10 protein-coding genes are annotated in these 13,991 nt (G+C 46.8%); 3 read left to right on the top strand and 7 right to left on the bottom strand.

Features of this window, described 5'->3' with window-relative positions:
* Nucleotides 1-2: 2 nt before the first annotated feature.
* Together U0008_RS13240 and U0008_RS13235 are read right to left on the bottom strand one after the other, a co-directional pair.
* Nucleotides 3-1,577, bottom strand: coding sequence for a cyclic di-3',5'-guanosine monophosphate phosphodiesterase PdeN (locus U0008_RS13240; RefSeq protein WP_043493956.1), 1,575 nt, complete (start codon nt 1,575-1,577; stop codon nt 3-5).
* Between the two features lie 296 nt (nt 1,578-1,873).
* Nucleotides 1,874-2,509 (bottom strand): flavin reductase family protein, encoded by a 636-nt coding sequence (locus U0008_RS13235; protein WP_043493954.1) that lies wholly within the window; start codon nt 2,507-2,509, stop codon nt 1,874-1,876.
* Between the two features lie 238 nt (nt 2,510-2,747).
* On the opposite strand from U0008_RS13235, the gene rlmF reads away from it, so the two are divergent.
* Nucleotides 2,748-3,695, top strand: coding sequence for a 23S rRNA (adenine(1618)-N(6))-methyltransferase RlmF (gene rlmF / locus U0008_RS13230; protein ID WP_043493952.1), 948 nt, complete (start codon nt 2,748-2,750; stop codon nt 3,693-3,695).
* Nucleotides 3,696-3,745: 50 nt separating this feature from the next.
* On the opposite strand, the gene ybiO is transcribed toward rlmF, so the two are convergent.
* Both ybiO and U0008_RS13220 read right to left on the bottom strand, forming a co-directional pair.
* Complete coding sequence (gene ybiO, locus U0008_RS13225; protein ID WP_043493950.1) at nt 3,746-5,968, bottom strand: mechanosensitive channel protein; 2,223 nt, start codon at nt 5,966-5,968, stop codon at nt 3,746-3,748.
* Nucleotides 5,969-6,204: 236 nt separating this feature from the next.
* Nucleotides 6,205-8,619, bottom strand: coding sequence for a helix-turn-helix domain-containing protein (locus U0008_RS13220; protein ID WP_080723949.1), 2,415 nt, complete (start codon nt 8,617-8,619; stop codon nt 6,205-6,207).
* A gap of 145 nt (nt 8,620-8,764) precedes the next feature.
* Here U0008_RS13220 and U0008_RS13215 point away from each other — a divergent pair, with 145 nt between their 5' ends.
* Nucleotides 8,765-9,934 (top strand): M20 aminoacylase family protein, encoded by a 1,170-nt coding sequence (locus tag U0008_RS13215; RefSeq protein WP_025798124.1) that lies wholly within the window; start codon nt 8,765-8,767, stop codon nt 9,932-9,934.
* A 117-nt stretch (nt 9,935-10,051) separates the two neighbouring features.
* Nucleotides 10,052-11,458, top strand: coding sequence for an MFS transporter (locus U0008_RS13210; RefSeq protein ID WP_025798126.1), 1,407 nt, complete (start codon nt 10,052-10,054; stop codon nt 11,456-11,458).
* 100 nt (nt 11,459-11,558) lie between these two features.
* On the opposite strand, the gene glnQ is transcribed toward U0008_RS13210, so the two are convergent.
* From glnQ to glnH, 3 genes are all read right to left on the bottom strand, one after another.
* Nucleotides 11,559-12,281 (bottom strand): glutamine ABC transporter ATP-binding protein GlnQ, encoded by a 723-nt coding sequence (glnQ, locus tag U0008_RS13205; protein WP_025798128.1) that lies wholly within the window; start codon nt 12,279-12,281, stop codon nt 11,559-11,561.
* Complete coding sequence (glnP, locus tag U0008_RS13200) at nt 12,278-12,946, bottom strand: glutamine ABC transporter permease GlnP (protein WP_025798130.1); 669 nt, start codon at nt 12,944-12,946, stop codon at nt 12,278-12,280. Before glnP ends, glnQ begins: the two co-directional genes overlap by 4 nt.
* 254 nt (nt 12,947-13,200) lie before the next feature.
* Entirely contained in the window at nt 13,201-13,944 is a 744-nt protein-coding gene (gene glnH, locus U0008_RS13195) for a glutamine ABC transporter substrate-binding protein GlnH (RefSeq protein ID WP_025798133.1), read from the bottom strand.
* Nucleotides 13,945-13,991: the final 47 nt, after the last annotated feature.

Genomic DNA, 13,991 nt, shown 5'->3' with positions numbered 1-13,991 from the left:
ATTCAGACCAATTTACCGTTGACGTGCTGCTGATAGTAATCGCACAGTTGTTCCAACGGAAGAGGGCGGCAGAAGAGATAACCCTGTAAATAATCTACGTGGCGTTGGCGCAGATATTCGGCCTGCTCCTCCGTTTCTATCCCTTCGGCAACGATTTGTAGCTTCAACTTTTGTGCTAATTCCAGAACCGCATCTAAAACCGGCGCGGTGACGGTTTCTAAGCCGATAGAGTTCACAAAACCGCGGTCTATTTTTAAATAATCAATTTTGTAGCGCTGGAGATAAATCAGTGCGCTGTGGCCGGTGCCGAAATCGTCGATGGCCAGTTCAATGCCACACGCGTGCAGCCAATCGAAAATTTTCTCAGCGCCGCCGTCTTGCACCATGCTGCGTTCGGTAATTTCGAACAACGGAATGAAATGCTCGGTGGGCATCAAATCGAGGAAATGGCGCACGTCAGCTTTAAAACTGTCTAACGTCATGTGTAGAGGAGAAATATTCAGTCCTAACTTGGTGCCTTTGGGCACGAAATCGATCAGTCGATGCGCGTCTTGAGCCGCCAGCTCCATAATGTGCTGGGTCAAACGATCGATAAGCCCTTCGGATTCGCAGTAGGGAATAAATTCGTCTGGTGGAACCAACCCGAGTTTAGGGTGTTTCCAACGAATCAGCGCTTCAAATCCCCCAGGCAGCTGAGTCTCTGAATGAATGACTGGCTGGTAAACAAGGAAAAACTGACCGCGCTTGATCCCTTGTAAAATATCGCGATCGAGCCGTCTTTGCTGCGATAGTACATAGAAGGTGATGAGCCAAGCCACCATAGCAACCAGCAAAGTCACAAGACCAAGCAGGCCTAAATCGCCGGCTGATAACGGGCTACCATAAAGGCGGAAGGTAAAGCGGTTCTTTTCATCCTGCATAATGATATCGGGATGAGCGGGCAGCGCGTTCTCGGCAACGATTTTCGGCTCAAAAGTGCTGATAGCACGATCTTTTATGGTTAGCGCTAGGCCTGAGATGGTGCGCTCACGGCTAAAAAACAGCATGTAGGGCGCCGGATTGATATCCAGCGTCAGCAATACGCCGGTGCGGGTTCCATCACCGATAGAGTGCCAAAATGCAATCACGGGGCGATCGGGAACCAGCGGAGTTCCCTGCTGTAGCACCATGTCGGAATCACGATTTAGGTCAAGCTTGGGATAAATTTTTGATGCCGGTGATGACATGCTATGTGTGACGCTTGAGCAAACGGCAATGCCGTCACGAACCAGAATATAGGCCCGAACGCCGCCGCTGAATACGGCTTTGCTTGCCAAGGTGTTCACCACGCTCTCACAGTCGAGCGCGGTAAGAGGAAGAAGCGAGACCATTTTTTGGTCTAAGTCATCGGCCAAATGTGTGGCGTACATCAGCCCTGTTTTTGCCAATTCATATTGCTGGTTTTGGCGTTGGTGCTGTATAGCATGTCCAGCCAGAATAACGAAAACAATGGCCACAAGCGCCGCAATTAACGTTGATATCAAGATGCGTAATGATGTTGAAACGGGTTTTCTGTACAAGGCTGAGGGTAACACCATGCCGCTGTTCCTAGATAAAATTGGGTCCTGAGTAAATTAAGGAACACCTGTCGTTATTGATTAGGATTTTTCTAGGAAGAAAATATGATATTTCCATTAATAAATACAGGGATATTTCTTTTTGATATGAATAATTCTATTGCTAAGGGATTAATTAAAAATGAAAAATGTTTATTTAATGTGAATTATGATGACGAGAAGATGTCTGCTATTGGGCTAACTATATGAAGCCCAATATATTTAATATAAAAGGCTTCATATATCTAATTGTATTTTTTTTAACCGCTTGAAACGTTTTATTTTATTATCGGCCGGAGCATATCAAAGCGATTTTCATCGCTGATCGTGTAATAGGCCGAAGGGCCTCCGGCTCGCAAAATAGGATTTGCCGCTGCGGTTTGATATACGCCTTGATTGTTGAGTAGATTTTTCGCGATATGAATGCCGATAACTTCACCTAATATCAGCCACGAATCAAATGGCTGACCATATTGGTCTTGCAACTGAATACACTGCGTTAGCTTGCACTCAAAATTGACCGGACTTTCCGCAACGCGCGCGGCCTTCACCCATTGGCTGGTCTGCATATTCACGCCGGAAAATACAAATTCGTCTTCCCCGCGAGGGAGCGCCGCGGAGCTTTGGTTCATAGCTTCTGCCGTTTCTATCGTCGCAAGATTCCAAACAAATTCGCCGGTTTCATTGATGTTCGCCACGCTGTCTTTCCAGCCGCTGCTAGCGAAGCCAATCACCGGTGGATGGTAGCTGAAACAGTTGAAAAAGCTGTAGGGAGCCAGATTGTGTTTGCCGTCGGCGCTGATTGAACTGATCCAGCCAATTGGGCGGGGGCCAATAATGGCATTAAGCGGATCGTGGCTTAATCCATGCCCTTGGCGAGGCTGATAGCTGTAATACTCAAAGGGTGAAGACATATAACATCCTTACGCATTGAACAGAGTTAGCAACAGCTTACAGTATAAATAGGTGCAGCTTGGTGCTATCGGTGTGGCTGTGCTGGCTCTGCCCCTTAACGCAACGCCAGTCATTTAGGGTATACTCCGGCTAATTTCCCTATTTTATTCCTCTGACCGACGGCGCTGGCGGCTTTTAGGCGGCAAAGCGCATAGGGGAATACACTCATGATGTCTTAACGTTGATCGAAATCGCCGAATGAAAAATCCAAAGAAAAAGAACTTTCCTGCACAGAAAACCAACTTGCATCCTCGTAACCTTCATCGTGAACGTTATGATTTCACCACTTTATGCGAAACTTCGCCGGAGCTAAAAGCGTTTGTTTTCCGCAACCAATGGGGCGATGACAGCATTGATTTTGCCGATCCATTGGCGGTGAAAGCATTAAACAGCGCCTTGCTGAAGCATTTTTATCAGGTTGAACACTGGGATATTCCAGAAGGCTATCTGTGTCCACCGATCCCTGGCCGTGCAGATTATCTGCATTATTTGGCTGATGTGCTGGCGGCAGATCACGGCTATCAGGTTCCTCGTGGGCAGAATGTATGCATTCTTGATATCGGCGTTGGCGCAAACTGTATTTATCCACTGATTGGCCAGCACGCGTATGGCTGGCGTTTTACCGGTACTGAAGTCGATGCGGTGGCGCTAAAATCAGCGGGTGCCGTTATCAAGGCAAATCCGCAAGCAGCGAAAAATATTCGTCTGCGCCAGCAGCAAGACCCGAACAAAATTCTGAAAGGGGCGATCAAGAGCGGTGAGCATTATGCCGCCACGATGTGTAATCCGCCGTTCCACCGTTCTGCGGAAGATGCGCTGAGCGGCACCCGTCGTAAACTGACTAACTTGGGTCGTGACGCCAGCGCACCGGTGCTGAACTTCGGTGGAAAAGCCGGTGAGCTGTGGTGTGAAGGCGGTGAAGTTGCGTTCATCACCAAAATGATCGAAGAGAGCGAATCTTTTGCCAAGCAGGTAGGTTGGTTCACCAGTTTGGTTTCTCGTCAGGAGAACTTGCCTGCGATTTATGAAGCCTTGGAAGAGGTGGAAGCGCTGGACGTTCGCACTATTGAAATGTCTCAAGGGCAGAAAGTTAGCCGCTTTATTGCATGGACGTTCTTGCCAGAGAACAAGCGTAAAATCCGCTAATCTCCACGGAATCTTTAATGCCTCTCCAAATGGAGAGGCATTCTTACCCATTATTTTTCAACGTTATTTGTGTCGTTCTGCGGTGGTAACAAAGCCTGTTGTTCCGGTGCCGCATAGCTGATTTGAACATTTTGATGCGGCGTTTTAATTCCAGCCCGCTGGAAATGCTCTTTCACCAGTTTGTCTAACGCATATTGAATCGTCCACTGTTGCAGTGCAACGGTGCGAATTGTCGTGCGCAGCGTAAATGACACATCATCCAATTTCACCACGCCGTTAAACGCGGGTTCACCAATAAGTAAGCTTTTTAAGCGCGGATTATCGCGTAATTCAGCGACCGCCTGTTTCAAGACTTCGTTGGCTTTCTCGATATCTTCATCCCGACTAATCACGTAGTTGGCGCGATATACACCGAATTCACGTGCATAGTTAGCCACGGTGGTGATCGACGAGTAGGGCACCAGATGATAAACGCCATAATCGTCCCGCAGGCCGATAGAACGAATAGTCATGCGCTCGACGGTGCCGGTAATGCCAAATACGGTGACGTATTCACCGGTATTCATGCCATTTTCAAACTGGATGAATATGCCGTTAATGACGTCTTTAACCAACGTTTGAGCACCAAAACTGACGGCGAGCGTTAATGCTCCAGCGCCCGCCAGCAGTGGTGCAATGTTGATGCCGATCTGTGACAGGATGATCATCACGGTGATCGTGGTAATCACGATGGATAACACATTGCGGAATAGCGTCAGCAACGTGCGCTCGCGTGCGCCGGGATGCTTGGGATTGTCCATTTCAAGGCTGAGCCGATGCTCAATCACGCTGGCGAGCAGTGTCCATCCCAGAACCGCAATAAACATGATCAGCAGAATATGAACCAATCCGCCGATAATTTTTTCACCGGTGGCCGAGTCTAGCCATGCCCGAAGGCCGAATATGTGCCATGCATCGAGCAGGAACAGCAGGATCGCCACCACAACGATAAACCGCATGATTTGCAGCGCGCTAGGAATATAGGAGTTTACGCGCCGTTCCAGCATCGGGTATTTGAGCTTGATGTCGGCAGGCAGCGTGATGCGGCGTGAGATCCAGCGGGTGAGCAGGCCTGAAATAAGCGCACCGGAGCCAACGACGATCAGGCTTTTAATCGTGGCACTCATCATGAAAGCGAGGCTGCTGCCGGGGTCGAACTGCGACAGTAAAAACAGAACCAGAAAATAAACGATGGCCAGAATATGCCAAATGTGTGAAAGCGCATGTAAAAATACGCCGAAAAAGGCCAGCGAGCGGTTGCCAAGCGCGGTGATTTCTTTTTGTATTCGCAGGCGGTTGACCAGTATCAAGCCAATAGCATAAACGGTCAGAGCCAACATAATGCAGAAGTTCACCAGCACGGCAGATGAAGCCCCGAGCTGCACCTGAATAATAGGCACCACCACCATCAACCCATAGCCAATAAGGCCGCTTAGCCATGCGAGGCGTGTATTCCAATATTTTGCGGTTGCGTCGCTAAAAGGGAACGGGCGTAGATAGTCAAATTTAGGCGCGAATATCAGGCGCAATATGGCTTTGAAAAACTCAATCAGGGCAAAAGCGTTCAGGAAAAGGGCTTGCTGGCGCATCGTAACCGGACTGTTAGTGCCGAAGGTGGTCGCGATAATGTTTCCGGCGGTGACGCAAAACAGCAGGATCAGTAAATCAATGACGAATGCGCTGATAATGGCGGTTGGGCGTCGCGCCCAGTCTGCTCGTTTCTCACGTGCTTTGTGCCCCCAACTGCCAATTCGCTTATAAAACGGCGTAGCAAAAAAACGAATCGCTAAAAATAGCGCAAAGGTCACGGCAACGGTGAACAGGAAATGAGTGAGGGCAGGCCAAAACGTTTGGGGGTTAAACGCTTTATGCGGCGGCGATTTCAGCGCCGTAATTAACCTGTCCAATTTGCTCTGCGCGACGGTGAGGTAGCCTTGAATATTGGAATCAAGCTGGTCAGCAAAGGTTTCATCGCGGGTTTCAGCAGGGACAGTACTGGCGCTTTTTTCTGCCAGTGGTTTACCGGTTTTGGCGCTGTCACGCAGTTCAGCAATCAGCGCATCGCGGCTGTTGGTGTCAGACAGAATGTCAGCTAATGCGGAATAGGCTGCTTTAGAATCCGTTTCCTTTTGGGGTTCAACGGCATTCACGCTGGCTGAGCATGAAAAAAAGAGAACGGCGAGTAAAACGAGGTACCGAGTAAAAAAGGGGATAAGGCGGGCTCCCTGTGGCATAAAAAAGCTCCATTAAACAAGCGGAAAACAGGACTTGGCGATGGGGTTTTGAGTGAACGATATAGGCATCAAACCCTCGTTTACCGTTGCCGATAGCGGGGATGATTGAGCGATATGCGTTTAAGTATAGGAATAACGAGCAGATTTTGCTGAGTATTCGTGAGCGATTCGTGCGTAATTGAGGTGGTAATCAGATCTGAGTAAAAAAAGGGCGCTGGATATGCGCCCATTGTGGCCTATTGCAGTATTTCTTTTAGCTCGTAAAAGTGGATAGCGTTAATGTCTAATTCATCGGAAATACTCCATGAATTGATAATATCAATATCGTTAACGCAAAGATAAGGCATTGCCTGACGTTCAATGGCCTGCATGATTTCATCATCTCGGCCATAACTGGTTTGTTGGCGTTCAAATTCGCGGTATAGCGCGCCGTGTTGCTGATCAAATATCCACTTTTTGACTTGGTAGCTTCCATTTTTAAGGCCTGAAAAATCAAAGGTTAGGCGTATTTTTAAATCTTGAATGATTTGTTCTTGCATCGATAGATAGGGGTGAAAAATGACTGGGTTGGTAAGCAGGAGTTGATACCCGTTTTCAATCTGGGTTAACAAGTAGTGTTCGCTCTGAGACATGATGTTTCCACGTAGACGCGTATTTAAGCGCAGCACATGATAAATAGGCCTGCGAGTATTGCTGATGTAAAACAGTGCCAAACTGCGAATATCTATGTAGGTTGCGCTCAGCGCTTCATGCTGAATTTCAGAATTAATCCAAAATCCAACCGTACTAACCTGCGGTGGCAGCTTTAGCAGAGCACGGATGAGCAATGCACCACGAAAGAAGCGGCCATTTGTATGACGCGTATCGCCAGTTAGGGTATTCCACGAGGCGAGATAAAGCGATGCGTCAATATTATGTCGATGGAGCTGAGCTAAAATAAGTAGGGTGCGTCGCTGAATGAATTCATCGTGATTATGCTTTATCTCTTCTTGTAATTTAGCTAAATTAATTTGCTCATTTGGATTAGCCGCATAGCCAATAAAATCGACTAATTTTGCCATGCGGCTATGGAAAAATGGGTCATTGCTAAGCTCATTTTTATCGGCATGAAATGAATGGAAAATACCAATTTCCGCCTTGGGTAACCATTTTTTGATGACCTCATAAACCGATTGAAAAATTAGCGAAATATTGGCATTCTGCCTCTGTTTTTCGTCAGTGGGATAACAGATAAAACGCCATGATTGAAGATAACGCATGCCAAACATATTAATGTTGTGCTGAATAAATCGGCTTAGCTTAGTGAGATATTGCTCGGGCTCACAGGATATTTTATGCATGTAGAGTCTGAGTATGAGACCAATTTTATGGCGGTGCAGAAAAGCTATGGCTTCATCGGTATTATCATAGGGTGAAAATGAAGGCTTGTATTCATCTGAAATAAACTCAGGAAGAATACTATCATCGGATATGAGGTGGTAAACCTCAACGTATGCAACGCCAATTTCTTTGTGAGTCAGACTGATTTGTTGCTGAATAGAATATTTAAGTATCTGGGATATTTCACCAACCATTAAAGTAATGTTTGGGGGCTCTTTTATTGTTTTCTTTGTTCCAGATAAATGCAGTTTTTGTTCTCTAATCGGTATCCGATGATATAGGCGCCGATCGCTGTTTTCATTGACCGTCTGAGTGAGCAACTGTAGTAATTGGTGATGTTTCAATGGTCGCTCTAGGTATTGGCTTCCAGCTACACAGGCAGAGACTGCAGTGTGTTGAGAATCTAAGTACGTTGAGCTACGATTTTCTTGCCGAAGCTGAAGTGCTGATTTTCCGTATCGGCGATGAAAGAGATCGCTGAGGTGGCGTGTGCGAGTAAAACCACATTCTTCGGCGATTTGGTAGATAGGTTTAGACGTCGTTGATAATGTATGCATTGCATTTTTAAGACGTAATTGGCTAAGGTATTCAGTGAAATTAATACTGACCTCTTTTTTAAATAAGCGCGATAAATAAGCAAAAGAGACATGTTCTTGCTCGGCGATTTGGCGCAGAGAAAGAGGCCGGTGGCTATTTTTGCTAATAAACTCAATAATATTATCTATTCTTCTGCTATAAGGGGAGTGATTGAGACTATCGGTATTTTTTTTCTCTTTCTCTTTAAAATAAACCACCAGTAATAATAGTATTTCTGATAAGTAGCTATTAGCTTCTAGTTGGGAACTTTCTTGGCTGCCTCGCAACTGTGTTATAGTGAGTTTGGCAATCAGAGCTCGCAGACTGCATAAGTATTTATAATAATAATCTGGTGATTGAAAAGGTATGAGGTAGCGAAACTGATAATAGTTTGGAAAGTAACGCAAAAAATATCGGCTATTGATGACTAATTTGATCAAAATGTTATCGCTTTCCCCGCTAATACTGAAATGACTATTATGGTTAACGATTGCAATTTGATTAGCACCTAGCCGCTGAAGTTTTTCATCAATAACGATATCAATCTCTCCCTGTAATACGAAAAGTAGGCTAATACCGCTAATTGCTGCGGTGGGGTGATAAATAACATTTCCGATCTCTAATAAATAGTCATCTAACAGTGACTTGATTTTTCCATCCATGTTGATTCTCTCGGCGTTCCCTACGTTGGTCATATATTGTCATGCTTTTTTTTGCGTTTTTATTTTTAGCTTCACATAAATGAGCAAAAAAACGGATGTTCTGCCCAAGCGCCGACCTTGGATGTAGACGCTGATGCTCGAATAATAAACAGCAATATCGGATAGAAAGGGAATGGCAATGAAAAAAATAATTGATGTGTTAGAACGTTATCAGGATCGCTACATTGAGCTGCGGCGCAGCTTGCACCGTCACCCGGAAATCGGCCTAGAAGAGCATAATACCAGTGATATCGTAGCAGCCAAACTGCAGGCATGGGGTTATGACGTAGATCGTGGCATGGGTAAAACTGGCGTTGTAGGGACACTAAAAGTTGGAGGAGGAAGTAAAAGGTTAGGTTTACGAGCGGATATGGATGCACTTCCAATGCAGGAGAATAGTGGAAAACCGTGGTGCAGCGTGCTTACCGGTAAATTTCATGGTTGCGGGCATGATGGACATACCACAACGTTGCTCTATGCAGCTGAATATCTTGCCCAAACCCGCAATTTTGACGGGACGTTACATCTGATTTTTCAGCCAGGTGAAGAGTTGCTGTATGGCGGCCGCTTAATGTTAGAGGACGGCCTATTCAAGCGCTATCCCTGCGACGCTATTTTTGCCTTGCACAATATGCCTGGTTTGAGAAAAGGTCATTTTTACTTCAAAACCGGCGCGATGATGGCCTCTTCAGATACGGTGCATATCCATGTGAAAGGTGTGGGTGGGCACGGCGGTATTCCCGAATTGACCGTTGATGCGGGGCTTGTTGCCTGTCAAATTGCGGTAGCGCTGCAAACGATTGTTTCTCGTAACGTAACGCCTTTTGAGCCAGCAGTAGTAACCGTCGGCAGCATACAGTCGGGGGAAGCTCCCAATATCATCAATGCCAATGCACTGCTTAAATTAACTATTCGCACGCTAAATGCTGACGTGCGCCAACTCGTGCTAAAGCGTATTCAAGAAATTGCAACGGCGCAGGCTGTAAGTTTCGGAGCCACAGCCACGCTGGAGCATATCAATGGTAGCCCCGTATTGGTTAATGGCGCTGAGGCCACACAGTTTGCTATTTCAGTTGCGCAGAATCTGTTTGGCGAGGCTCGGGTATGCACCGATGCTAAAGCGCTGACCGGTAGTGAAGACTTTGCTTTTATGTTGGAGGCAAACCCTAATGGCTCCTACTTAATGATTGGCGCAGGAGAGGGGGCTGATGTTCCGCGAGTGCATAGCCCCGCCTATGATTTTGACGATGAGTTATTACTTCCCGGTGCGGCATATTGGTGTGAGTTAGCACAGGCCTATTTGCAATGATTTAACTAGGTACCGCTCAGTTCCATATATGGAAATGACCCTATAAATCCAACGTGTGGGGCGCAGAAATATGCATGCTGTACCTCGCATGGAGGTAATAAACAGAGGAGGTTCATTATGTCACTGGTCAGCGATGTAGACGTCGGACAGAGTTCTTTTAAAGGCAACGATCGCCTAACGTTGGGTATGGTTTTTGGCGTTCTGACCTTTTGGTTATTTGCACAGTCTATGGTCAATATCATCCCCGCAGTTCGGGCAGATATTGATATTCCTCTTGAGTCTCTAAATTTAGCAGTGAGTTTATCTGCTTTATTTTCAGGTTGTTTTATTGTCGTAATTGGTGGGCTAGCGGATACTTTTGGTCGAGTAAAAATGACTTATATCGGTTTTATACTCAGTATCCTTGGCTGTTTATGCTTGATTCTGGCGCAAGGAACGCTGTTGTTTACCTTTGGCCGTATTATTCAAGGACTCTCAGCCGCCTGTATTATGCCAGCCACTCTGGCGCTGATTAAAACTTACTATGCTGGCAGTGAGCGGCAACGGGCATTGAGTTTTTGGTCAATAGGTTCGTGGGGCGGATCTGGCCTTTGCTCCTTAGCGGGCGGCGCTATTGCAACCTACCTTGGTTGGAAATGGATCTTTATTTTTTCAATCATCTTCTCTGTTGTAGGGATGTTACTGATCCGAGGAACGCCGGAGAGTAAAATTGAAGAGTCGCAAAAACAGCCATTTGATTACTCGGGCTTGATAAGCTTTGTGATAGCGTTGATATCATTGAATCTGGTTATTACCAAAGGTGCTAAATTTGGTTGGACCAGCGCTGAGGTTGGCTGTTTGTTGGTGATCTTCGTGGTATCGCTGTTTATTTTCTTTCGTGTGGAGCAGTTAAAGAAAGAGCGTAGTTTCATTGACTTTGCTCTGTTTGATAACCGTCCTTACACTGGTGCGAGTTTTTCTAATTTTATGCTTAATGCAGTGGCTGGAACGTTGCTGGTAGCTAGTATCTATGTACAGCAAGAGCGTGGTTTCACGGCTTTTCAATCTGGCGCATTGACAATTGGTTACCTGATTGCCGTACTGGGAATGATTAGGGTTGGTGAGAAGATCCTACAAAAGGTTGGCGCTAAAAAACCGATGGTGTGGGGAACGCTGACGACTGGTATTGGGGTCGCGATTATGGCATTGACGTTTTTACCCAACACAACTTATGTCGTGGTTGTTTTTGTCGGCTATATCCTATTTGGCTTAGGGTTGGGATTTTATGCAACTCCGTCAACCGATACGGCAATATCCAGCGCTTCAGCCGACAAAATTGGCGTTGCGTCAGGTATTTATAAAATGGCGAGTTCACTAGGTGGTGCCTTTGGGATGGCGATCTCTGCTTCAGTCTATACGGCCCTATTGCCATTGGGAGGCGCTGTGGCGGCGTCTGCGGGGCTGCTGGTTAACGTGGCATTTTGTGTATTGGCAATTCTTTCAATTATGTTAATGGTGCCAGAAAATGCGGGAAAGCATGGTTAAGGTAATGACGGCCGTTCACAGATAGCTGATTTATTGCTTACGTCAAATCAGGGAAGCGAGGGCTCAGTCTATACCGAGCCCTTTTATTTTAGAGGAAATATCAGGAAACGTGTTGCAGGAATTCACGCAGGCGATCGCTTGGCGGGTTGGTGATCAACGCGTCAGGTTCACCGTCTTCGGTGATGCGGCCCTTATCGACGAAAATCAAACGCGATGCTACTTTCTGCGCAAAGCCGATTTCATGGGTAACGATAACCATCGTCATGCCTTCTTCAGCCAGATCTTTCATCACCGTCAGCACTTCATGACGCAGTTCTGGATCGAGGGCGGAGGTGGGTTCATCAAACAGCATCATTTTCGGCTTAACGGCCAACGCACGGGCAATAGCCACACGCTGTTGCTGACCGCCAGAAAGTTCAGACGGATAGTGATCGGCACGTTCAGACAAGCCGACTTTCGCCAGCAGCTCACGTGCGCGTTTTTCCGCATCTTCTTTCTTCATGTGGCGAACACGGATTGGCCCAAACATCACGTTTTCCAGCGCGGTGAGGTGTGGGAACAGATAAAACTGTTGGAAAACCATGCCAGCTTCTTGGCGAATCAAGCGCTCGTCGACTTTAGGGTCGCTCACGTCCATGCCGTCGATAATCAGCTGACCCGCGCTGATCTCTTCCAGCTTGTTGATGCAGCGCAGCAACGTTGATTTTCCAGAACCCGACGGCCCGATGATAACCACCACTTCGCCCTGATTAATATTCAGGTTAATGTCATGCAATACCGCAGTCTGACCGAAGCTTTTATCAACATGTTTAAATTCAATCATATTATTTTCAATCTTCTTTCCAGACGACGTAATACATAGCTCAGTGCCAATGTGATGATCAGATAAATCACCGCGACTGCGCTCCAAATCTCCATTGCGCGGAAGTTACCGGCAATAATTTCTTGTCCCTGACGGGTCAGTTCGGCAACGCCGATGACGATAAACAGAGACGTATCCTTGATGCTGACGATCCATTGGTTGCCCAGCGGTGGCAGCATGCGGCGTAATGCCAGCGGCATGATGACATAACGCAGGGTGTCGCGTTTGGAGAGGCCAAGAGCCAAACCCGCTTCACGAAAACCATTGTGAATAGAGAGCACTGCACCGCGCGTGATTTCCGCAATGTACGCGCCAGAGTTGATCATGATGGTGACAACCGCGGCGGTGAGCGGATCAATACGTACCGGCATGAAAGCCTGTAGCATCATCGGCAGTGCGAAGTAGATGAACATCACCTGCACCACGATAGGGGTGCCGCGAATCAGCTCAATGAAAACCAGCGCGATGTGGTTGCTTAACCAGCCGCCATAGGCACGGGCGAAACCTGCCACGAGGCCGATAACTAAGCCACCAAGCAAACCGACCACTGAAATCCACAGCGTCAGCTTGGCCCCTTCGAGCAGGATAGGAATAGCGTCCCAAATGGCGCTCCACTCAAACTGCATGTTGTATTCTCCTGGAAACTAAAAAAACCTACTAATAACAGCAATATGTTTCTATTACCCAAAATAATTCAAGTTGCTTGAAGGCGGCAAACCCGTGAATCCTCAGGAGCTTACTCAAGTAAGTGACTGGGGTGAGCGGGAGCAGCCAACGCATAAGCAGCTTGAAGTATGACGGGTATAAATGGGTCAAAGTCTGGAGGCGCTACTTAGCCAGCGCCTCCAGAGAGTCAGGCTATATTTGTGTAATAACGTGCTTATTTAGGTTCTACGCCAAACCATTTTTTGTAGATTTCGTTGTACGTACCGTTGTCACGCAGCGTTTTTAACGCGCCGTTGACCTTTTCACGTAAATCGCTGCCTTTAGGGAAAGCGATGCCGTATTGTTGGGCTTCTAAAGAGTCACCCACGGCTTTGAACTGTCCATGACCTGCGGTTTTGATGAAATACAGAATGTTTGGGGTGTCGTGTAGTACGGCGTCTGCGTTACCGGTGCCTAACTCAAGATAGGCGTTGTCGATATTTGGGAACTGACGTAGGTCTTTGGTTTTGATGTTGGCTTTCGCGTAATCAACACCAGCAGTTCCGCTTTTAACCGCGACGACTTTTCCGTTCAGATCTTTCACGCTTTTTACGTCGTTGTTATCTTTTTTCACCATAACCAGCAGACCGCTGTTGTAATAGCCATCGGAGAAGTCGATCGCCTTTTTACGTTCGTCGGTGATGCTGATCCCTGCTAACGCTAAATCAACGTTACGGGTCTGCAGACCAGGAATAATCCCGCTGAAATCCATTGGCTTGAGGGTATAAGAAAGATTCAGCTGTTTGGCAATCGCATCCCATAAATCGATGTCGAAACCAACGTACTTATCACCCTGTTTGAATTCGAAAGGAACAAATGCGGTATCGGTAGCCACGATAAGCTGTTTCTCAGCGGCATGAGAGCTCATGGCAAAAGCTAAGGCGAGAGCGGCTACAGATGCTTTAATTACAGATTTCATAAGCAAAAATTCCTTAAATTTCGGGATGGCCCATTTGTGTTTACTTG

The organism is Hafnia alvei (genome assembly GCF_034424155.1).
GTDB lineage: Bacteria > Pseudomonadota > Gammaproteobacteria > Enterobacterales > Enterobacteriaceae > Hafnia > Hafnia alvei.
Note: the sequence above shows the minus strand (reverse complement) of the source record. Positions and strands in the feature narration are given on the sequence as shown.